We start from the raw sequence: 21,705 nt of genomic DNA on the forward strand, positions 1-21,705 counted from the left end.
CGCTCCCCGCCACACACACTGACTTACAGCGGCGCCAACAATTCCCGCGTTCGGTCGATTGCCATCTGTGCACGCTGCAACGCGCTCACGCCCTGCTCGAGCAATTTCACCGTGGGAATTTCCAGGCTCAGGGGAATATTAGCCGGCAGACTGCGCAACAAGCCGCGCAGATCGCAATCGCCCTCGCCGGGAAACCGCCGCTCGTTGCGTGCCTGACGCAAGATTTCGGCCATGTCCGTGGGTCGCGGGCCGGCCACATCGCACAATTGCGCATAACGCAGCCGCGAGGCCGGCACGCCGCTCAGATCTTCCAGCCGCGATCCGGAACGGTCGAAGTGGAAGGCATCGACCAGCACGGCGGCGTTTTCCCGCTCGGCATTGGTCACGATGCGCAGCGCCTGTTCGAGGTTGCGCGCATCGGTCCAGGGCATGAACTCCAGGTGCGGATGCAAACCGTAAGGCGCGGCCAGATCACACAATGCGGCGAAGTTGTCGGTGAGCCGCTGTTCGTCGGGATCGTTGCCGGCCACCAGCAACTCAGTGGCGCCAAACTGCGCACCGACGGCGAGCAGTCGATCGAACTCGGCCACCACGGTCTGCGGTTTCAGGCGCAGGATTTCCACGTCGAGCACGCGGATGCCGGTGTCGCGCAAACGCGCCAGGGTCTGGCGCCGCAACGGCGCATCGGCGACCAATGGAAAGTGATATTCCTCGGCGGTGGCCGGCTCCAGGCGCAGGCCGACGTGACTGTAGCCGGCGCGGGCCGCCACCTCGACCATGTCCGGCGGCGACAACTCCAGCACCGTGAGGCTGGCCAGAGACAGGATACGTTCGCTCATATTCAGCCCTCCACCGATACAGGGGTGCAGGCACGACCGCTGGCCGCCGCCGCACCAATCGCCTCGACCAGCGCCAGCGTGCGCGCCGCATCCTCGGCACTGACCAACGGCTCGACCTCACCGCGTACCACCTGGAGAAAATGCTCCAGCTGCAAGCGCAAGGCGTCGCCGGCCGTGCAGGCTTGCTGTTGCGCCAACAGCGGCTCATGCCAACCGGCATCGAGCTGATCGGCGGCGTAATGCCAGTGCTTGAGTTGCGGAATGCTCAACGCTCCGGCCGTGCCGGCCAGCAGATAGCAGGGCTGCTCGGCCTGCTGCGGGTACGCCGGGTTCTCCCCGGCCGCCAGCTCCCAGCTCCACGGCGCGGCCACCGCGTCGGAGCCGGTCAGGGTGCCGAGTGCGCCGTCGGCAAATTGCAGCAACACCGCGACGCTGTCTGCATTGGCGAAGCCGCGCACGGTGTTGGCGCTGATGGCCTGCACCGAGTGCACTTCGCCGCACAAATGACGCAACAGGTCGAGGTCGTGAATCAGGTTGGTCAGCAACATGCCCGCACCGGGTTCGCGGCGCCAGGGAATCTCGAAGTACCGGTCGGGTTTGCGCAGTTGAAACAGCGCGGTGACTGTAGTCAGGCGCCCGAGCGCGCCATTGCGCAGCAATTCACGCGCCCGCACGATCAGCGGATTGTGCCGCCGATGATGGCCGACCAGGACCGGGACACCGCTGCGCTTGACCGCCGCCACCAGTTCGCGCACTTCATCGAGATCCACGCCCACGGGTTTTTCCAGCAACACCGGCACCCCGGCCGCCAGGCAATCGAGCGCGGTGCCGACGTGCTGATTATTCGGATTGGCGACGATCACCGCGTCCGGCCGCACCTGCTCGAGCATCGGCCGATGCTCGCTGTAATGCGCGACGCCCCACTGCGCGGCGAGTGCGGCGGCCTGCGGGCCGGGATCGGCCACCGCGCACAACACAGCTTCGCTCAGGGTTTTCAGGTGTCGGTAATGCTGCTGGCCCATGTTGCCGGCGCCGATCAGGGCGATACGAAGGGGCGGAGTCAAGGCGCGATCCTCTTGTGATTGTTGTCGGAAAAGTCACTCCAGCAACAATTTAGAACCAAGTTCCAGAATCAAACACCCGCTTACGCGAAAACCGTGCGAACACCGCACATTTTGACAATCGCCCCACACTGTGGGGATTGCGCGCGACGGTTTCAGATGAACAGTTCGGAGGCCAGGCTGGCCGCCGAGAGTTCCTCGGTGAACTTCACCAGCAAGGGCGCCAGTTCGTGCATTCGCGCCCCAGGCATCCGCGCACTCGGCCCGGCAATACTGAGCACGCCGATCACCCGGCCCTCCGTCGGATGCCGGACCACCGCAGCAATCGCCGACGTGCCCACCGCCGAACTTTCTTCGACGCAGGCATAGCCCTGCTCGCGCGCCAGCCGCAGGCGTTCGAGCAGCTCGATATTGGAGCGCGGCGCATTCGGCCCGACACCCACCGGCACTTCCGCGCCCTGGCGCTCGACCAGCGACAACGCCTCGGCGTCGCTCATGCAGGCCAGCCAGGCATGCCCGGAAGCGGTGTAAAACAACGGCGCATCGCGGCCCATGTCGGGGTCGTAACGCAGCCCGGTGCGCGCGCCCTGGGCCTTGGCGATCCAGGTCTGGCGCTCGCCGTCGATCACGCCCAGGCGCACCAGCTCGCCGGTTGCCTCGGCCAGGCGGTCGAGTATCGGTTGCACGATGTCGGCACCGCTGCTCGACAGGTATTGAAACCCCATCGCCACCAGTTTGGTCGACAAGTGATAACGCAGGGTCTCCGGATTCTGCCGCACGTAGCCCAGGCGAATCAGCTCGGCGAGCAAGCGATGCGTGGCACTTTTCGGAATGTCCAGTTGCTCGGCCAGGGCCTGCATCGGCAGCCCGCGCGGATCACTGGTGAGGCTTTCCAGGACGCTGAAAACCCGTTCGATTTGACTGCCGGCCATGGGGAGATCCAAGTGAAATTTCGCCGATTCTAGAAGACATCCACGACAAAGCGAAATCTGGAACCGGGTGTCCGATAACCGCCCACTTTACCCACCTGCAGCTTGTCGAGCACGACGTTCACTGGTTATTTTCTGGAATCAAATTCCAAAAATAGTTTGCTGGAGCTTTATGTTGATGCGTGCCGATGCTGCCGCCCTTCCCGCTATCGACTGCGATGTCCTGGTCGTCGGCTCCGGCGCTGCCGGGTTGTCGGCGGCGGTTACCGCCGCGTGGCATGGGCTGAACGTGATTGTCGTGGAAAAAGACCCGGTGTTCGGCGGCGCCACCGCGTGGTCCGGTGGCTGGGCGTGGGTGCCGTGCAACCCGCTCGCGCGGCGCGCGGGCATCGTCGAAGACGTCGAGCTGCCGCGGACCTACCTGCGCCACGAACTCGGTGCGCATTACGATGAAGCGATGATTGATGCGTTCCTCAACGCCGGGCCGCGCATGGTCGCGTTCTTCGAGCAGCACACCGCCCTGCAATTCGCCGACGGCAACGCCATCGCCGACATTCACGGCGAGACGCCCGGCGCCGGCACCGGCGGCCGCTCGGTGATTGCCGCGCCGTACGACGGGCGCAAAGTCGGACGCCTGCTCAAGCGACTACGCACGACCATGCGCGAAACATCCTTCATGGGCATGCCGATCATGGCCGGCGCGGATCTCTCCGCGTTTCTCAATCTGAGCCGTTCGCTGTCGGCGGCCTGGCATGTCGGCCGACGTTTCACCCGGCACCTGCTGGACCTCGCGCTGCACGGCCGCGCCTTGCAACTGGTCAACGGCGTAGCGCTGGTGGCACGCCTGGCCAAGTCCGCCGAAGACCTCGGCGTGCTGCTCTGGGAGTCCGCGCCTGTCACGCAATTGCTGCGCGACGAAACCGGCGTCTGCGGCGCCGTGGTCAACACTGGCAAAGGCCCGGTGCAGATCCGTACGCGCAAGGCCGTGGTGCTCGCCGCCGGAGGTTTTGCCAACGACATCGAGCGGCGCAAAGCGCTGTTTCCCCGCACCCCCACGGGCCACGAGCACTGGGCACTGCCGCCGCTGGCGGTGAATGGCGACGGCTTGCGCCTGGGCGAAAGCGTCGGCGCCACGGTGAATACCGATGTCGCTTCGCCCGTGGCCTGGGCGCCCGTCTCGCAAGTGCCCCACGCCGACGGCAGCATCGGCCATTTCCCGCACATCATCGAGCGCGGCAAACCGGGCATCATCGGCGTGCTGCGCAACGGCCAGCGCTTCGTCAACGAAGCCAACGGCTATTACGACTATGTCAGCGCCATGGTTGCCGCCGCGCCGCACGGCGATGAAGTGGCCTCCTGGCTGATCTGCAGCCACGCCTTTCAACGACGTTATGGCCTGGGCATGTCGCGGCCGTTTCCCGTGCCGCTGTCAGGTTTTATCCGCAGCGGCTATCTGAAAACCGGCAATACCCTTGAGGAATTGGCTGTGGCGTGCGGTATTGACGGCGCTGGTCTGCGCCGCACGGTCGATGACTACAACCGCCATGCACGCCACGGCGACGATCCGTTGTTCGGCCGTGGCGCAACGCCCTACAACCGCAAACAGGGTGACCCCGCGCAGCAGCCCAACCCCTGCGTGGCACCGATCGAGCACGGCCCGTTCTACGCGGTCAAAGTGCAACCCGGCTGCTTCGGCACCTTCGCCGGGCTCAAGGTCAACCCGCACGCGCAGGTCCTCGACAGCGCCGGCCAGCCCATCCACGGGCTCTACGCAGCCGGTGGCGACATGGCCAGCATCATGGGCGGGCATTATCCGGCCGGTGGGATCAACCTCGGCCCGGCGCTGACATTTGGCTACATCGCGGCCCGGCACATCGCCGGCATCACGGCTTTCGAACAGGAGATCGACCATGCAGCACATCGTTAATCGACAAGGACTGAACCTGCCGAAACTCGGCCTCGGAACCTGGCCGATGCTCGGCGCGGAATGCACGCGTGCCGTCGAACAGGCGCTGGAGCTGGGCTACCGGCACATCGATACAGCGGCGGCCTACAACAATGAAGACGCCGTCGGACAAGCGTTGGCGAATACCCCGACACCCCGCGAGCAGATCCACGTCACCACCAAAGTCTGGTGGGATCAGCTGCAACCGCAGGCCATGCGTCACTCCCTGGAACGCAGCCTGAAGGCTTTGCGCAGCGACTACGTCGACCTGTTCATGATCCATTGGCCAAGCACCGACTGGGACCTGCCGCGCACCCTCGAGACGCTCGCCGCGTTCAAGGAACAAGGCCTGGCCCGTAACATCGGCGTGGCGAACTTTCCGCTGCCGTTGCTGCGCCAGGTCGTCGAGCAATATGGCATCCCGCTGTCAGCGATTCAGGTCGAATACCACGTCCTGCTCGGACAGAACGCCCTGCTCGACTACGCCCGTCAACACGATCTGGCGCTGACCGCCTACACGCCGCTGGCCCGCAACAAAGTCTCGGACATTGCGCAGATTCAGCAGATCGCCAAAAAGCATGGCGTGCTGCCGACCCAGGTCGCGTTGAAATGGCTGCTCGACCAGGACAACGTTGCCGCGATCCCCAAGGCCAGCAGCCGCGCCAATCAACTGGCCAACCTGGCCTCGCTGCAGGTCGAGCTGGACGACGCGGATCGCGCGCTGATTGCCGCGCTGTCCAAGCGTGAACGTCAGGTCAGCCCGGACTTCGCCCCGGTGTGGGATGCCTTCGATCGCTGAGCCGGCAAGCACCGAGAGAAATCTGCCGGCGAATTGAATTCGTCGGCGCCGAACTCGTCCATATCAGGCCCGACCTCGTAACCCGAGGCCGGGCCTGTTGACGTGTGGGCGAATAGACGGACGACCGGACTGGCGCCACACTCACACACCAGCAACACTCATCCCCACAGACGAATAGAGGATTCCCACATGCTATGGAAAAAAGGCCGACGCAGTGACAACGTCGTCGATGCCCGTGGCGATGACATGGGGGGTGGCGGCGGCATGCGTTTCGGCGGCGGCAAGGGCCTGAGCCTGGGCGCGATCCTGCTGATCGTCGGCATTGGCTGGATCACCGGCCAGGACCCGCTACAGATCCTCGGCCAGCTCACCGGGCAGATGAGCGAGCCAGCGGCCCCTTCTTCGCAGACGCGCCAGGCGCCACCGGCCAACGACGAGCAGGCTGAATTCGTGCGCTCGATCCTCGGCGATACCGAAGACACCTGGGGCGCGATTTTCCAGCAGGCCGGCCGCCAGTATAAGGATCCGACCCTGGTGCTGTTCAGCAACCGGGTCAATTCCGCCTGTGGCCTGGCGACGTCCGCGACCGGTCCGTTCTACTGCCCGGCCGACCAGAAGGTCTACCTCGACATGGCGTTCTTCCAGGAGATGGCGCAACGCTTCAAGGCCGCTGGCGACTTCGCCCAGGCCTACGTGATCGCCCACGAAGTCGGACACCATGTGCAGACCTTGCTCGGCGTCTCGGCGAAAATTCAGACAGCCCGCCAACAGGGCCGGCAAATGGAAGGTGACGGTGGCTTGCTGGTACGCCAGGAATTGCAGGCCGACTGCCTCGCCGGCGTCTGGGCCTACAACGCGCAGAAGCGTCTGAACTGGCTGGAACCGGGCGACATCGAGGAAGCCTTGAATGCGGCGAACGCCATCGGTGATGATCGCTTGCAGCAACAGGGTCAGGGCCGCGTGGTGCCGGACTCGTTTACCCACGGTACGTCGGCGCAAAGGGTGCGCTGGTTCAAAACCGGATTCGCCCAGGGCCAGGTCGGCCAGTGCGATACCTTTGCCGCGAAAAACCTGTAAATGCATAAATGGTGGTTGGCTTTACTGCTGATTGGCAGCACCGCGCACGCCGCCGGCGTCGACGCCATCAGCCCCGGGCGCCTGCAACTGCAGGCCGGGGAAATGGCGGTGGGCATCGGCCCGGCGCCGGCGAAAATCGAACGCGTGTTGATCGTCATTCATGGCCGCTTGCGCAACGCCGAAACCTATCGCAAGAGCGGCGAAAGTGCTGCCGAACTGGCCGGGCAAGCGGCCAACACCCTGGTGATCGCGCCACAGTTTCTCAATGAAAGCGACGTCACCCTGTATTCGTTGCCCGCCAGCGTACTGCGCTGGAAAGGCAATGAATGGATGGGCGGCGGCTTGTCCACGGGGCCCAATCCGCTGAGTTCCTACGCGGCGCTCGACGAAATCATCGGCCGCCTCAGCGACCGCAAGCAGTTTCCGGACGTGAAGCAGATTGTCATCTTCGGCCACTCCGGCGGCGGCCAGGTGGTGCAGCGTTATGCCCTGCTCGCCCGTGAACAGCCGGCGCTGAAGGCCGAGGGCATTCGCTTGCGCTACGTGGTGGCCAATCCGTCGTCCTACGCCTATTTCAACGAACAGCGGCCAGTGGCGTTCGATCACGCCCAGTGCGCCGGTTTCAATCGCTGGAAGTATGGACTGGTGGACCCGCCGATCTACGCCGCCGGACAAACGCCGGCGCAGCTTGAAAGCAGTTACATCAAACGCGAAGTGATCTATCTGCTCGGCCAGCAGGACACCGACCCGCAGCACCCGGCGCTGGACAAGAGCTGCGCCGCCGAAGCGCAAGGCCCCTATCGGCTGCTGCGCGGAAAAATGTTCTTCAGCTACCTGCTGCGCCGCCATCCCGAGGGCGTCAACCAGCGGCTGGTCGAAGTGCCCGGCGTCGGGCATAACGGCGATGGCATGCTGACGTCGCCGGAGGGGCAGAAAGCCCTGTTCGATCAATGATTTTGCAGTGGCCGCTCTGGCCTCATCGCGGACAAACCCGCGCCCACCGTGACCGCGCTGTGCACAATCACGGCGACCCTGTGGGAGCGGGCTTGCCCGCGAAGGCGCCCCTTCAGGCGCCTGGAGAACTCAGGCCGACAGCATCCGCCGCAGCTCGAAGCAATCCTGCGCATGCCAGTCGGTCAGCTCCGGCCAGGGATTGTCCGGCAGGTTGACCAGCACCGTGCGTGCCCCGGCGGCGCGACCGCAATCGAGGTCGAAGCGGTAATCGCCGACCATCACCATCGCACTGGCCGGCACCGCCCAGGCTTCGGCGAGTTTCAACAGTCCGCCCGGATGCGGTTTGGGCGGCGCTTCATCACGCCCCAGCACATCGTCCACGGCGAAGCAGTCAGCCAGGCCAATCGCCTCCAGCGTCACATGCGCCAGCTCGCGGGCATTGCGCGTGAGGATGCCGAGGCGATAACCGCGCCCGTGCAGCTCGCGCACCAGTTCCACCGCGCCGGTGGCCGGGGTCGAGCCCAGGGCCAGGTCCCGTTCGTGCTCCAGCAGCCACGCATGTTTCGCCGCCGCTTCGTCCGCCGGCAGCGCGGCGAGGTGGGTGAGGATGTCGTCCTCCGGCGGGATCGCCAACGCCACGCGGATCGCCGCGAAATCATGCACCGCGACCGTCAGGGTGCCGTCCATGTCGAACACCCAGTGCCGCACATCGGCCAGGCTCATGCCCAATCCTTGCGGTGACGGATCAGGCCTTCCTGGGTCACCGACGCCACCAGTTGCCCGGCGCGATTGAACACGCTGCCCCGGGAGAAGCCCCGGGAGTTACCGGCCCACGGACTGTCCATGGCATAGAGCAGCCAGTCATCGGCGCGCAGGTCATTGTGGAACCACAGGGCGTGGTCGAGGCTGGCGACCTGCATGTCCTTCTGCCACACCGACTTGCCGTGCGGCAGCATCGACGTGGTCAGCAGGCCGAAGTCCGAAGCGTACGCCAGCAGGTATTTGTGCAGCGCCGGGATGTCGGCCAGTGCACCGTCGGCGCGGAACCACACGTACTTGACCGGATCCGCCGGCTGCGGGTTGTACGGGTCCTTTTCGGTCACCGGCCGGACTTCGATCGGTTTCGGGCAGAGCAGTTTTTCGCGCATGTGCTCAGGGATCAGGTGCGCGCGCTGCTGGGTCAGTTCCAGCTCCGACGGCAGGTTCTCCGGACCGACCACTTGCGGCATCTGGCTCTGGTGCTCGAAGCCTGCTTCGTCGTACTGGAACGAGGCGCTGCAGGTGAAAATCGGGTGGCCCTTCTGGATCGCCGTCACGCGCCGGGTGCTGAAACTGCCGCCGTCGCGCACGCGGTCGACCGAGTACACCACGGGCAACTTGGCGTCGCCCGGACGCAGGAAATAACCGTGCATCGAGTGCACATGGCGCGCCTCCTCCACGGTCTGACTGGCCGCCGACAGCGACTGGCCGAGGACCTGGCCGCCGAACAACTGGCGGAACCCCAGGTCCTGGCTACGCCCACGGAACAGGTTTTCCTCGATCGGCTCGAGGGTCAGCAGATCCACCAGATCTTCCAGCACTTGGCTCATTCAGACTCTCCTCACACAAAGCAATGCCGCGCAGTCTTGGCTGCGGCGGGCGATTCAGGTTCTGGCGCGGGCCACTATGGCGCCATTGTAAACGTCCGGGTCTGCTTATCCATGCAAGGTTTGCAGCCACTGCTCGCGGCTGATGCGGTACAGCACGTGGCGGCGCAACGGGTGGTCGACGGCCAGTTTCGGGTGATCGAAATCATCGGCCGGATCGTGCTGCATGCCGATGGCCTGCATGACCTTTTCCGACGGCAGATTGCTCTGCGCCGTGAAGGACACGATTTCGCTCAGGGCCAGCCGATCGAAACCTGCGCGCAACGCGGTCCACGCCGCTTCGCTGGCGTAGCCCAGGCCCCAGTGCTCCCTGGCCAGGCGCCAGCCGATCTCCACGGCCGGGGTGAACGGCGCATCGAAGCCGACCACGCCAAGCCCGGTGAAGCCGATGAACTGGCCGCTGTCCTTACGCTCCAGCGCCCACAGGCCGTAACCGTGCTCGGCGAAATGGCCGCGCACGCGGCCGATCACCGAAGCGCTTTCCAGGCGACTCAAGGGTGCCGGAAAGTAACGCATCACCTGCGGATCGGCGCACATCGCGGCAAATGTCGGCAAATCGTCGTCCTGCCATTGGCGCATCAGCAGCCTTGCGCTTTCCAGCTCGAGAATCGGCTCCATCGTGCTCCTCCATTTCCATGCCGCAAGTCTACATCGCTGGTAGGATCGTAAACGCTGTCCTGCGTTCCTATTCCTGCATTCTTATACGAAATGACCATGCCACTGCCGCTGATCTACCACGAAGACTACAGCCCCGAGTTTCCGCCGGATCACCGCTTTCCGATGGACAAGTTCCGTCTGCTGCGCGATCACCTGGTGGACAGCGGGCTGACCCGCGACGCCGACCTGCTGCGCCCGCAGATCTGTCCGAACGACATCCTTGCCCTCGCCCATGACCGTAGCTATATCGAACGCTACATGAGTGGCGAGTTGTCCCGCGAAGACCAGCGGCGCCTCGGCCTGCCGTGGAACGAAGCGCTGGCCCGGCGCACCGTACGTGCGGTCGGCGGTTCGCTGCTCGCCGCCGAACAGGCGCTGGAGCATGGCCTGGCCTGTCACCTGGCCGGCGGCACCCATCATGCGCATTACGACTACCCGGCCGGCTTCTGCATCTTCAATGACCTGGCGATCATCAGCCACTACCTGCTGCAAAGCGGGCGGGTCAACCGGGTGCTGATCTTCGATTGCGATGTGCATCAGGGCGACGGCACCGCGCGCATCCTGCAGGACACGCCGGAGGCGATTACCGTTTCCCTGCACTGCGAAAAGAATTTTCCTGCACGCAAGGCCGAAAGCGACTGGGACATCCCTCTGCCCAAGGACATGGGCGATGCCGATTACCTGCGGGTGGTCGACGATGCGCTGAATTACCTGCTGCCGCTGTATCAACCGGACCTGGTGCTGTACGACGCCGGCGTCGATGTGCACAAGGACGACGCCCTCGGTTACCTGCAACTGACCGACGCCGGCGTCGCCGCCCGCGACGAAAGCGTGATGCGCCATTGCCTGGGCCGCGACATCCCGGTGGTCGGCGTGATCGGTGGCGGCTACAGCAAGGACCGCCAGGCCCTCGCCCGTCGCCACGGCATTCTCCATCACAGTGCGCAACGGGTCTGGCAGTCATCCGGTTGTCATTGAATTGTGCTGCGTTACCCACAATCGCTGTGGAACGGCCTGTGGATAACCTGAGCGAAAGGGACTACAAGCCACAGTGAACAGGGTGTACAGAGCGATGGTTATTTTTTAACCAGACATCCCACCCAGCATGCTTTCCCTGTGGGAGCGAGTCTGCTCGCGAAAGCGCTGGGTCAGTCACTACTATGCCGAAAGGTGCCGACGTCTTCGCGAGCAGGCTCGCTCCCCCACAGGAATCTCCGAGAGTGAAGCGGGCTGTTAGAATGCGCGCCTTATTCCGCCATACCGCAGCGCACGCCATGACCCAGACTTCCGCCCCCGACTCCGCTCACATCGCCATCATCGGTGGCGGCCCCGCCGGCCTGATGGCCGCCGAAGTGCTGAGCCAGGCCGGAATCCGCGTCGACCTCTATGACGGCATGCCTTCGGTAGGCCGCAAGTTCCTCCTGGCCGGGGTCGGCGGCATGAACATCACGCATTCGGAAGCGTACCCGGCGTTTCTCGCGCGCTACGCCGAGCGCGCCCCGCAGATCGCCCCGCTGCTGCGCGCCTTCGATGCCGATGCGCTGTGCCGCTGGATTCACGACCTCGGCATCGAGACCTTCATCGGCAGCTCCGGCCGGGTGTTCCCCACCGACATGAAAGCCGCGCCGCTGCTGCGCGCCTGGCTCAAGCGCCTGCGTGACAGCGGCGTGGTTATCCACACCCGCCACCGCTGGCTGGGCTGGGACGAACACGGTGCGCTGCGCATCGCCAGCCCCGACGGTGAAATGACCCGCACACCGGACGCCACCCTGCTTGCCCTCGGCGGCGGCAGCTGGTCGCGGCTGGGTTCGGACGGCGCCTGGATGTTGCCACTGGAGCAAAAAGGCGTAGGACTGGCGCCACTGCAACCGAGCAATTGCGGCTTCGAGGTGCAGGCCTGGAGTGAATTGCTTGTGAGCAAATTCGCCGGCGCACCGCTGAAAAATATCGCCATCGGCCTGAACGACGACATCCCGCGCCTGGGCGAATGCGTGATCACCGCGACCGGCATCGAGGGCAGCCTGATCTACGCCCTGTCGGCGCCGATTCGCGAGGCGATCAACCGGCATGGCCAGGCGACGATCCATCTCGATCTGCTGCCGGGCCGGCCTGTGGATAAATTGCAGGCAGCGTTGAGCAAGCCCCGCGGCTCGCGCTCGATGGCCAAGCATCTGCACAGTCAGCTCGGGATCGACGGGGTCAAAGCGGCACTGTTGCGCGAACTCAGCGACGCCGCCACGTTTGCCGATCCGGCACTGCTGGCCCGGGCGATCAAGGCCTTGCCGCTGACGCTGGTGAAAACCCGACCGCTGGACGAAGCGATCAGCAGTGCCGGCGGCGTGACGTTCGAGGCAATGGATGAGCGCCTGATGCTCAAGGCGTTGCCGGGAGTGTTTTGCGCAGGGGAGATGCTGGATTGGGAAGCGCCGACGGGGGGGTATTTGCTGACGGCGTGTTTTGCCAGCGGGCGGGCGGCGGGGTTGGGGATGCTGAACTGGCTCAAGTCCGCGGGGCGTGCCTGAACCCTCTCCCTAGCCCTTCCCGAGGGCGAGGGGGCCGACCGCGGTGTCTGGCTTCATGCATCGACCTGAACAACCAAGTCGATTTTGCATTCATCGATCAAGTGCTTTTCAAGTCTTGAGGTCGACTCGGTATTCCAGGCCGGCGTAACTCGCCAAAACAACTCGATCAGTCCCCTCTCCCTCCGGGAGAGGGGCTCTGACCGTCAAGGCTTGCGCTTGCGCGGCCCGGTGTTGAACACCGGCACTTTGCGCACAGGCTTGATCGCCACTTCCGGCGCCGGGGTGTCGCCGCTGTCGACCCAGCGGCCCAGGTTGCGCTTGCCGCCACCGCCGCCCGAGGTTTTCGGTTTCTTCGGTTTCTTCGGCTTCTTGATCACCTGGCCACTGGCATCGGTGTCCGGCACGCGGTGCTCGGGTTCGAAGTCGGGTTCGTTCTGCCGCTTCAGCGTCTGGCGCGTGAGCATTTCGATCGCCGACAGCAGATTCACTTCATCGGCGCACACCAGCGAAATCGCTTCGCCGGTCGAACCCGCGCGGCCGGTTCGGCCGATGCGGTGGATGTAATCCTCGGCGACGATCGGCAGGTCGAAGTTGACCACCAGCGGCAGGTCTTCGATATCCAGGCCACGGGCCGCGACGTCGGTGGCCACCAGGATCTGCACTTCGCTGAGCTTGAACCGATCCAGCGCACGCTGGCGCGTGGCCTGCGGTTTGTCGCCATGGATGCCGTCGGCATTCACGCCCAGGCCCTGGAGTTTTTCCACCAGCGCATCCACGCCATTGCGGGTCTTGGCGAATACCAGCACCTGCTGCCACTTGTTCTTGCGCATCAGGTGCACGAACAGTTCCGGCTTGCGCTTCTTGTCCACCGTCACCACCCACTGCTTGACGGTGTTGGCGGCGACGTTGCGCGGGCTGACTTCGATGCTCAGCGGATCGTTGAGCATCTGCCCAGCCAGCATACGGATGTCGTCGGAGAAGGTCGCGGAGAACAGCAGCGTCTGGCGCTTCTTCGGCAACGCGCGGTAAATGTTCGCCAGCTCTTCGGAGAAGCCGAGGTCGAGCATGCGATCCGCTTCGTCCAGCACCAGAGTCTGCAACTGGTTGAACTTCAGCGCGTTCTGGCGGAACAGGTCGAGCAGGCGCCCCGGGGTCGCCACCAGCACATCGACACCACCGCGCAGCTTCATCATCTGCGGATTGATGCTGACGCCGCCGTATACCGCGTAGGTGCGCAGCGGCAGGTTTTCGGCGTACTGGCGCACGGCTTCGTGGACTTGCTCGGCGAGTTCGCGGGTCGGCACCAGAATCAGCGCGCGCACCGAGTTGGCGGCGACTTTCGGCCCTTCCATGGCCAGCAACTGCAACAGCGGCAAGGCAAAACCGGCAGTCTTGCCGGTGCCGGTCTGGGCCGCGGCCATCAGGTCGCGACCGGCCAGCACCGCCGGAATGGCTTGCGCCTGGACCGGCGTCGGGGTCTGGTAGCCGAGCGTCTCGAGGGAGCGCAGCAAGGGTTCGATCAGGCCAAGGGTGGCGAAAGTCATGGGAGTACCGTAGGAAAATTCAGCGCAGTTGTGCAAAACGAGTGTGCAATGCCGCGCAGTTTACCCTAATTCACACGCGATTCTGTGGGCATGGGCAGGGGCGTCGACGCCGCGACGGGCGGTGGCGGTGCCCGCCGCCATTGCGGCAGACCGATCAACACCACCGCGCTGATGATCACCAGCATCGCCAGGGCTTCCTCGATACCGATGGTCTCGCCGACAAACACGATGCCGAGCAACACCGCCACCGCGGGGTTGACGTAGGCATAACTGGTAGCGGCCGCCGGGCGCACATGCTTGAGCAGGTACATGTAGGCGTTGAAGGCGATGATCGAGCCGAAGCCGATCAGGTACGCCAGCGCCAGCCAGCCTTCCAGCGGAGGCATGGCTGGCAGGTGTTCGCCGCTCAGCGTGCTGCCGATCAGCAGGACCACGCCGCCGACCAGCATTTCCACGGCACTGGCCATGGCGCCCTGGGGCAACGGCAGATGCTTGCTCCACACCGAACCGAACGCCCAGGTCGCCGCCGCGAAGATCAGCAACGCCGCGCCCAGCGGACTCGATTGCAGGTTGGAGCCCATGTTGAGCATGGCGATGCCGATAATCCCCAACGCCACCCCGGCCCATTCGAGACGGGTATTGCGCGCACCCCAGAAATAGCCGAACAGCAAGGTGAACAGCGGCACCGTCGCCACCGCCAGCGCGGCCACGCCGGAAGCCACGCCGGTGTGCTCGGCGACGCTCACCGCGCCGTTGCCGAAACTCAGCAGCAGAATGCCGATGATCCCCGCCGCTTTCCACTGGGCCCAGGTCGGCGCCGGCGCTCCGCGCCAGCGCAGGAAGGCATACATCAGGCTGCCGGCAATCACGAAGCGCACCCCGCCGAGCATCAGCGGCGGCCAGTATTCGACGCCGATGCGGATCACCAGATAGGTCGACCCCCAAATCACGTACAACGCAAAAAACGCAGCGATCAACGGTAGGGAAAAACGGCGGAGACCAGACATGGGCAGCTCGAAGTCAAAGGCAGGGGATTGGCTATTCTAGAAAGGCCGCCAGCTAAAAATAAGTTACAAAACCTGTTTATCGCGCCGGTACACTTTGGAAAACACGGAGATCGCCGGGCTTAACCGCGATTTCGAAAGTTTGGCATTTTCAGGAAGTTTCCCTTGGACAAATACGACCGCATGCTGCTCGGCGCCCTGCTCGAAAACGGTCGCGCGTCCTACGCCGACCTCGCCCGCAAAGTGAACCTCTCCGCCCCCGCCGTCGCCGAACGCGTGGCCAAACTCGAGGCCAGCGGCGTCATCACCGGTTACTCGGCCAAGGTCGACCTGGCCAAGCTCGGCCTGCCGATCCAGTGCGTGATCGAGCTGCGCCTGAACCAGCACGGCAACCCGAAGGTGTACGACGAACTGATCAGAATCCCGCAACTGACCGAATGCCACCGCGTCACCGGCGACCCGTGCGTGATCATGCAGGCGGCGGTGGGCTCGATGATCGAGCTGGAAGAGCTGATCAACCGCGTGGCGAAATTCGGCTTCAGCAAAACCTCGATCGTGTTGTCGAGTGCGATAGAGAAGCGCGTGCCGTTGGGGCATATCGAAGGTAGCAATCTGTAACGGCAGGCGCCCACCTTGCTGACCGCCCCGCGAATGGCCGTCCGCAGCTTGGGTAAATGTGACGGCATGGATAACATGCAACCCTTTACCCTGCGGAGCGACCCGGCTCACGGCCCGCAACGACCGCCATTTCACAAGGAAAGAGAATGCGCCTTTCGCAATACAGTAAGGGACTGCGTGCCAGCGAAATTACCCCCCTCCTACAGTTCTTCCTCTCAGGCATCCTCGCCGGCGAGGCCTTGGCCATCGGTCGGATCATAGGGGTTCTGTTAAACAAACATCTCGTTTCGTTGCAGCTGAATTTCTGGATCCTCATGCTTGCGACATTGGCTGTCGTCGCCTCATGTCTGATCTATGCCGCAAGCCGAGGCGCCCTCGAGACATCGTGCAAACTGATCAAAAGCTGCCGGCTCGACTTGCTGCTCGTCACGCTGCTCGGTTTTTACCTTTCGTTCAGCAGCGACGGGTTCGGCAACGAATTCTATGCAAAGCAGCTGGAAAAACTGAATTTCTCTCAACTCGCCTACATGTCTGCTTCCCCAGTGCTCATCGCGTGGATGGCAATGATCAGAGCCCTCCTTCAGACGTTCAAGAAAGGCCAAGCGCACCCCTATTTCATCAGCGATCGTGTGATTGAGGAGTCTGAAGAGGACTTGCTGAACGTCAAGGAACAGGCCGACATCTTTGCCGAGCGGGTGCTAAATGGAGGCTCATCCGAAAGTCTGGTGTTCGGCATCGATGCACCTTGGGGTGCGGGAAAGTCGAGTTTCGTGAAGCTCTGCATTAACTACTGAGAAAAGAAGGAGGGACAAAGCATCATCGTTCATCACTTTGAGCCCTTACGCTACGAAGATGGCACAGACCTCACAGAGAAATTCGTCGACGATCTCATCAGCACCATTCAACAACATGTTTTCGCGCCGTCGTTACGCCCGCTGTTCAAGCGTTACGAAAATCTGGTCAAGGACAAGAAGAAAACTTCTTTGCTTGACATAAAAACAACACTTTCTCTCAACAATGACTCGATCGACTCTACCCTTGAGGAAATGGAGTATGTCTTAAACAATATCAACACCAGAATTATTGTCATCGTTGACGATCTTGACCGAATGCATTGGTCATCGGCAAAAAGCATTTTGTTTTCAATAAAACGCAGCTTCAGACTTCCCAACATCAGCTACGTCATCTGCTATGACACCTCGAAAATAAACATCACACCGGAAAACCCAGACTCCGAAAAGACTCAGGAATTCCTCGAAAAATTCATTAACATCAAAACGAGTATCTTCCTCGGTGCCCACGACCTCACGGCCTTCGTGACACGCTATTTTGATAGCGTACTGAGCAAAACATTGAACGTTTCCACTGACGGCGCTGAAGAACTCAAACTGCTATCCCTTGAGCTGATCAATCTGTTCAACGACAAGGATTTTCCTCAGTACACGCCTTTCATCGGTGATATTCGAAAAATCAAGCGACTAATCAACACACTGGTACTGCTGGACATCGACAAAGTCGACTTCCACAACAATGATTTCAACAAACGCGACCTCCTTCATCTGATCTTGATCCTCATCTATTCGCCATCAACATTCCGGAAGATCTATGAGAGCGAGACCAGCGGAAAGTCCGGCACGTTCAGCTGGATTCAACAAGGCAACAGTCTGAAAAACTCAGAGTTTTACGACTCCTTCAAAGCGAAGCTTTCCGAGACGCCGAACATAGAGTTCCTGCTATCCAGACTGTTCGACGCACCACCTGAGAGCGCCGACCATTTTCCAGAATCCGAGAAACGCTCCAGGGCAGTATTCCAGGATAAGTACCGCCCTCTGGAAAAGCACCTCCATCTCATCGCCAAGCTTTCCAAACCTATTTCATGGGATTCCCATCGATTTCTCCTGAATAAGAAAGACGAACTGTTCAAGAGCAACGCGATCAAGCCCTATCTCGATCAAATATCCGCGTTTCCGCCTTTGGACAATGAGTCAGGGCTACATGAATTCTGGCGAATCGTGACAAGCCATAGCGGCGCTCTTGAGACAGACAAAGCCGTCATGATCATTGAGTACCTGATCGATACGTTGCCCAACCACTCCCTGCTCAACGGTGATGAACTCAATGATTTTCGCAGTACCGCCGTCCGGTATATCGCGAAGTTCCTGGACGAAAACATCACTAGTCTGGAAAAAAGCTCCGTTTCACATCTTTCCCCGGCGGAGTACGCCATCATCAAACTCGTATATGGGGACGACAATGGAAGCATCGGGATCATCGCGAAGCTAGCCTCTCCAGAGCGCGGTGCCTTGGGCCTGTATGACCTGATGACATTCAGAAACTACTGCACAATCAAGTTAAAACGCGAACGACTTTGGCAAGCCCTTATGTTGCACGGCAATGAAAGGCCTTCGTACTCAGATCGTGTCGAAGAGACAAAGGACCAAGCCCGAGAGATTAGCCAGTTCATATTCGGTTTGTTCAAGCGACAATACATCGAAAGCGGCAGAAACATACTCGACGAGATCGACTCCATTGACCCACTCGCCCTCGTCGGGCGCTATAAAAACATACTCACCGATTCAAAAGACACTCAAACTTGGCAGGAAAAAGCCAAACGCAAGAAGCACGAAATAAAAGACACTATCACATCCAAACTTGGGAACGTAATCATTGAAGATTTTGGGGTCTTCGACGAAAACGGCCTTGAAGACAAACATGGCATCTCCAAAGCCTTTTCGGAGTATTTGTTTTCGATTTGCTTCGATCCAAAAAGCCCCGACGGCCTACTTCACTTCGCCGAATATCTATTGAACTTCGCAAACAACACGCTCCAAGACATCAACAATCCAGAGGATAAGTCCGGTCTCTCGGCTCTCTTAAACAACCTCGACAATGAACAGCTTGGAAAGTATTGGAAAAACAACCATGAGGCCATAAAAGCCAGAACGGCCGAAGAGAAAGACAGGGTGATCTACAAGACCTACTCGCAACCGAACTTCCATAGCGACCTGCGACTTGCCTTCCGCGCGCTGGACAGCCTGTTCCTGCCCGAGAAAATCACCGGGAGATCAAACCTTGTAACCTGATCGAACTTTCGCAGCGCTACCGTACCCTGTAGCGCTGAAGATGATCACCCACCTTCGCAGCCGGGACTTTCTGCAATTTGCAAAGCAGATCATGGCTCAACTCCCGAACCCCGTGCTTGTGCCGCAGTTCATCCGCCAGATGCGCCAGCAGGTTGGCCGCCATTTCGGCATCCGCCATCGCCCGGTGCGCCTGACCGGTATGCGGCAACTGGGCAAACGTGGTGAGGGTGCCGAGCTTGTGGTTCGGCGCGGCGGGCATCAGCCGACGGGCGAGCAGCAGCGAGCAGGCAAAATGTTGCAGGCGGGTGCGTTTGATCCGGCCCAGTTCGAAGTCCCAGAACTTCTGGTCGAACGCGGCGTTGTGCGCCAGCAGCGGTGTGCAGCCGACGAATTCGTTGACCTCTTGCATCACTCGTTCGGCCGAAGGCGCGGTGCGCAGCATGGCGTTGCTGATGCCGGTGAGTTGTTCGATGAAGGCCGGGACGCGCACGCCGGCGTTCATCAGGCTCTGGTAACGCTCGACGATGCGGCCGTTTTCCAGCATGACCACGGCGATTTCCGTGGCCCGGCAGCTGCTGCTCGGCGAGATGCCGGTGGTTTCAAAGTCGATGACTGCAATGCGTTCCAAACCGGGGTGTACTCCGTCCAAATCAATGCTTGAGCCTGTGCTCAATTTTTCAACAGCAGGGCGCCTTCGATCGGCACGTAGCGACTGGCAGCGCGGATCAGCGAGTTGGCGGTCAGCCCCGGCACGCCATACGCCACCGCCTGCACGCCGTGCTTGCTGATGATGCGTTCGAGCAGCATGTCGAAGTCGCCGTCGCCGGAGGCCAGGACGATTTCGTCGACATGGTCGGCGGCGTCCATGATGTCGAGGGTAATGCCGACGTCCCAGTCGCCCTTGGCCGAGCCGTCGCTGCGCTGGATGTAGGGCTTGAGCTTCACGGTGAAGCCGAGGTTGCGCAGGATCTGCTGGAACTGCTGCTGCTTGCTGTCGCCACGGTCGATGGCGTAGGCGTAGGCCTCGACGATCTGCCCCTGCTTGCTGATGTCCGCCCACAGCGCCGCGTAGTTGAAATGGCAGCCATAGGCCTGACGCACGGTGTAGTAGAGGTTCTGCACGTCGGCGAACACTGCGATTTTTTTCACCGGAGTTCCTGTGAGCGCGCAAGCGCACGAAGCGGGATCAGGCGCCAGGCCCGAAAAAGGCGCCCAGTATGCCAGCCCGAAGGACGGTTCCGCGAATAATCGGCCGGTAGCGCCAGGTCATGCCTGACGAATGGTGAAAGGCGTTATCAATGTGGGAGCGAGCCTGCTGGCGATAGCGTTCGCCCAGACACCATCTATGGCGGCTGATGCACCGCCATCGCGAGCAGGCTCGCTCCCCCAGGTCAATATCACGACCTCGAAGACGAATCAGACGAAGGAGTCGTCGTCATCGAAGAACGATGAGCTGTCGTCGCTGTAGTCGGTGTCGGTGAAGCCGCCCTGGTCATTGCCGAACGAATCGTTATCGGCGACACGCTGGTCATCGCCCCAGCCGTTGTTGCTTTGGTCGTTGACCTGGGCTGGCTCTTCCTTGATGACTTCGACGATTTCTTGCGGCTGCTGGTTGTGATGGAACAGGCTGCTGATGCCTTGCGCCAGCATCACGCCACCGGCCACGCCGGCGGCGGTTTTCAGGGCGCCGCCGAGGAAGCTGCTACCGGCCGCCGGGGCTGCTTGTGGCTGACCATAGCTCGGTGGGGGCGCGCCGAAGTTCTGTTGCGGCGCGGGTGCAGCGAAGTTCTGCTGCGGTGCCGGTTCGCGCCAGCCGCCGGTGGACGCCGGAGCGCTCGGGGTCGGCGCCGGACGCGCGCTGCCGCCGAAGATGCTCGACAGGAACCCGCCTCCGCCGGACGCCGGGGCCGGGCTCTGCGCCTTGGCCGCCTGCAGTTCGGCCTGCAGGCGCTGGACCTGCTGGGTCAATTGCTTGTTCTGTTCATCGAGGCTCTTGAGGGCAGCCTCTTGCACCAGAATCGCCTGGGTCATGAAATAACCGGCGGCCGGCTGGCGCACCAGGTGTTCCTTGATCCGCGCCTCGGCCTGGGCGTCGCGCGGGGCTGCCTCCGTTTCGGCCTGTTGCAGCCGGGAAAACAGTCCATCGATCAGGGTTTGCTCTTCGCTGTTCATGGCGACCTCGTAGATTGCCGGGGATAACGGTGCCCTGCTCCGCTTCGGCGCAGGTGCTCATCCGTAATGGAGGCTGTGACAGGATGTTTCAATGGTCTTTACCCAACGTTTACGTTTGTGCTGCGCCAGCCGTCATCGGTTAAAGTGGGCCACTGCTTTTGACCTGCGATACCGACTGATGAACTCCTTCGATGTGCTGCGCGATTCTCTGTATTTCTTCAAACGCCACCTGGGCCGCATCGTCCAGCTGTGCCTGCCGCTGGTGATCTTCGAAGCGGCACTGCAACAGGTGGTGGATCGTGCCAGCGACCCGGATGGCTACTCGGCCATCAGCGTGATCGTCGGCCTGCTGGTCTATCCGCTGTACACCGCCGCGCTGATCCTGTTCCTCGACGCCCGCACCCGTGGCGAAGACCCGCGCAGCCTCGACCTGCTGGCCATGGCTGCACGCCTGTGGCCGCGCTTTGCCCTGCTCACCGCGCTGAACACCCTGCTGATCCTGCTCGGCCTGTCGCTGTATTTCCTGCCGGGGCTGTGGCTGATGGTCACCCTCGCGTTTGGCGAATACCTGCTGGTGCTGCGCGGCCTCAGCCCGTTGCAGGCGATGAAGGAAAGCCTGCGCCTGAGCCGCGGGCATTTCCTGCGCATCCTGGTGTGCATTCTCTGCGTGATGGGGCCGCTGTGGCTGCTCAAGGGCCTGACCCTGCAGGTCTATCCCGAGCCACAGAACCCGATGCTCGCCGTCCTGATCGACAGCGGCCACAGCTTCCTGCAACTGTTCACCAGCGTGGTGCTGTTCCGCCTGTTCATGCTGATCAGCGAGCTGCCGGAAAAACGCGACGGCGCACTCTGAAC

The 21,705-nt window shown here is 62.1% G+C and carries 19 protein-coding genes and 1 pseudogene; 9 read left to right on the forward strand and 11 right to left on the reverse strand.

Annotation, left to right across the window (positions count from 1 at the left end):
- Positions 1-23: 23 nt before the first annotated feature.
- From QRN70_RS12840 to QRN70_RS12850, 3 genes are all read right to left on the reverse strand, one after another.
- Entirely contained in the window at positions 24-839 is an 816-nt protein-coding gene (locus tag QRN70_RS12840; RefSeq protein ID WP_285418293.1) for a sugar phosphate isomerase/epimerase family protein, read from the reverse strand.
- A 2-nt stretch (positions 840-841) separates the two neighbouring features.
- Entirely contained in the window at positions 842-1,903 is a 1,062-nt protein-coding gene (locus QRN70_RS12845; RefSeq protein ID WP_285418295.1) for a Gfo/Idh/MocA family protein, read from the reverse strand.
- A 152-nt stretch (positions 1,904-2,055) separates the two neighbouring features.
- Positions 2,056-2,832, reverse strand: a complete 777-nt coding sequence (locus QRN70_RS12850) for an IclR family transcriptional regulator (RefSeq protein WP_285418297.1) — start codon at positions 2,830-2,832, stop codon at positions 2,056-2,058.
- Between the two features lie 175 nt (positions 2,833-3,007).
- Between QRN70_RS12850 and QRN70_RS12855 the strand changes: the two genes are divergently transcribed.
- From QRN70_RS12855 to QRN70_RS12870, 4 genes are all read left to right on the forward strand, one after another.
- Positions 3,008-4,756, forward strand: a complete 1,749-nt coding sequence (locus QRN70_RS12855) for an FAD-dependent oxidoreductase (protein WP_285418299.1) — start codon at positions 3,008-3,010, stop codon at positions 4,754-4,756.
- The gene (locus QRN70_RS12860; RefSeq protein ID WP_285418300.1) at positions 4,740-5,573 is read left to right on the forward strand and encodes an aldo/keto reductase; all 834 of its coding nucleotides are present in this window, start codon (positions 4,740-4,742) and stop codon (positions 5,571-5,573) included. Before QRN70_RS12855 ends, QRN70_RS12860 begins: the two co-directional genes overlap by 17 nt.
- A gap of 189 nt (positions 5,574-5,762) precedes the next feature.
- Positions 5,763-6,650, forward strand: coding sequence for a KPN_02809 family neutral zinc metallopeptidase (gene ypfJ / locus QRN70_RS12865; RefSeq protein ID WP_285418301.1), 888 nt, complete (start codon positions 5,763-5,765; stop codon positions 6,648-6,650).
- Positions 6,651-7,604, forward strand: a complete 954-nt coding sequence (locus QRN70_RS12870; RefSeq protein ID WP_285418302.1) for a S49 family peptidase domain-containing protein — start codon at positions 6,651-6,653, stop codon at positions 7,602-7,604.
- 129 nt (positions 7,605-7,733) lie between these two features.
- On the opposite strand, the gene QRN70_RS12875 is transcribed toward QRN70_RS12870, so the two are convergent.
- The 3 genes from QRN70_RS12875 to QRN70_RS12885 all read right to left on the reverse strand — a co-directional run bounded on the left by QRN70_RS12875 (position 7,734) and on the right by QRN70_RS12885 (position 9,868).
- Entirely contained in the window at positions 7,734-8,327 is a 594-nt protein-coding gene (locus QRN70_RS12875) for an HAD family hydrolase (protein WP_285418303.1), read from the reverse strand.
- Positions 8,324-9,193: an acyl-CoA thioesterase II gene (tesB, locus tag QRN70_RS12880; RefSeq protein WP_285418304.1), complete on the reverse strand. Its 870-nt coding sequence runs from the start codon at positions 9,191-9,193 to the stop codon at positions 8,324-8,326. The genes QRN70_RS12875 and tesB overlap by 4 nt, the downstream gene beginning before the upstream one ends.
- Before the next feature lie 105 nt (positions 9,194-9,298).
- Positions 9,299-9,868: a GNAT family N-acetyltransferase gene (locus tag QRN70_RS12885; protein WP_285418306.1), complete on the reverse strand. Its 570-nt coding sequence runs from the start codon at positions 9,866-9,868 to the stop codon at positions 9,299-9,301.
- A gap of 96 nt (positions 9,869-9,964) precedes the next feature.
- On the opposite strand from QRN70_RS12885, the gene QRN70_RS12890 reads away from it, so the two are divergent.
- Positions 9,965-10,885, forward strand: a complete 921-nt coding sequence (locus QRN70_RS12890; RefSeq protein WP_285418308.1) for a histone deacetylase family protein — start codon at positions 9,965-9,967, stop codon at positions 10,883-10,885.
- Between the two features lie 296 nt (positions 10,886-11,181).
- The gene (locus QRN70_RS12895; protein WP_285418309.1) at positions 11,182-12,429 is read left to right on the forward strand and encodes a TIGR03862 family flavoprotein; all 1,248 of its coding nucleotides are present in this window, start codon (positions 11,182-11,184) and stop codon (positions 12,427-12,429) included.
- A 203-nt stretch (positions 12,430-12,632) separates the two neighbouring features.
- On the opposite strand, the gene rhlE1 is transcribed toward QRN70_RS12895, so the two are convergent.
- Both rhlE1 and yedA read right to left on the reverse strand, forming a co-directional pair.
- On the reverse strand, positions 12,633-13,973 hold the full coding sequence (rhlE1, locus tag QRN70_RS12900) for an RNA helicase RhlE1 (RefSeq protein WP_285418311.1): 1,341 nt from the start codon (positions 13,971-13,973) through the stop codon (positions 12,633-12,635).
- Positions 13,974-14,038: 65 nt separating this feature from the next.
- A complete protein-coding gene (gene yedA / locus QRN70_RS12905) occupies positions 14,039-14,980 on the reverse strand; it encodes a drug/metabolite exporter YedA (RefSeq protein ID WP_285418313.1) in 942 nt (313 codons plus the stop codon).
- A gap of 162 nt (positions 14,981-15,142) precedes the next feature.
- Here yedA and QRN70_RS12910 point away from each other — a divergent pair, with 162 nt between their 5' ends.
- Positions 15,143-15,595 (forward strand): Lrp/AsnC family transcriptional regulator, encoded by a 453-nt coding sequence (locus tag QRN70_RS12910; protein WP_285418315.1) that lies wholly within the window; start codon positions 15,143-15,145, stop codon positions 15,593-15,595.
- Positions 15,596-16,158: 563 nt separating this feature from the next.
- Positions 16,159-18,678, forward strand: a pseudogene (locus QRN70_RS12915) (P-loop NTPase fold protein).
- A gap of 16 nt (positions 18,679-18,694) precedes the next feature.
- Here QRN70_RS12915 and QRN70_RS12920 read toward each other — a convergent pair.
- From QRN70_RS12920 to QRN70_RS12930, 3 genes are all read right to left on the reverse strand, one after another.
- On the reverse strand, positions 18,695-19,306 hold the full coding sequence (locus tag QRN70_RS12920; protein ID WP_285418317.1) for a 3'-5' exonuclease: 612 nt from the start codon (positions 19,304-19,306) through the stop codon (positions 18,695-18,697).
- A 41-nt stretch (positions 19,307-19,347) separates the two neighbouring features.
- Positions 19,348-19,827: a LabA-like NYN domain-containing protein gene (locus QRN70_RS12925; protein ID WP_007963710.1), complete on the reverse strand. Its 480-nt coding sequence runs from the start codon at positions 19,825-19,827 to the stop codon at positions 19,348-19,350.
- Positions 19,828-20,094: 267 nt separating this feature from the next.
- Positions 20,095-20,850: a DUF2076 domain-containing protein gene (locus tag QRN70_RS12930; RefSeq protein ID WP_285418319.1), complete on the reverse strand. Its 756-nt coding sequence runs from the start codon at positions 20,848-20,850 to the stop codon at positions 20,095-20,097.
- A gap of 178 nt (positions 20,851-21,028) precedes the next feature.
- Between QRN70_RS12930 and QRN70_RS12935 the strand changes: the two genes are divergently transcribed.
- A complete protein-coding gene (locus tag QRN70_RS12935; protein ID WP_285418321.1) occupies positions 21,029-21,703 on the forward strand; it encodes a YciC family protein in 675 nt (224 codons plus the stop codon).
- Positions 21,704-21,705: the final 2 nt, after the last annotated feature.

The organism is Pseudomonas sp. efr-133-TYG-5 (assembly GCF_030209175.1).
Taxonomy (GTDB): domain Bacteria; phylum Pseudomonadota; class Gammaproteobacteria; order Pseudomonadales; family Pseudomonadaceae; genus Aquipseudomonas.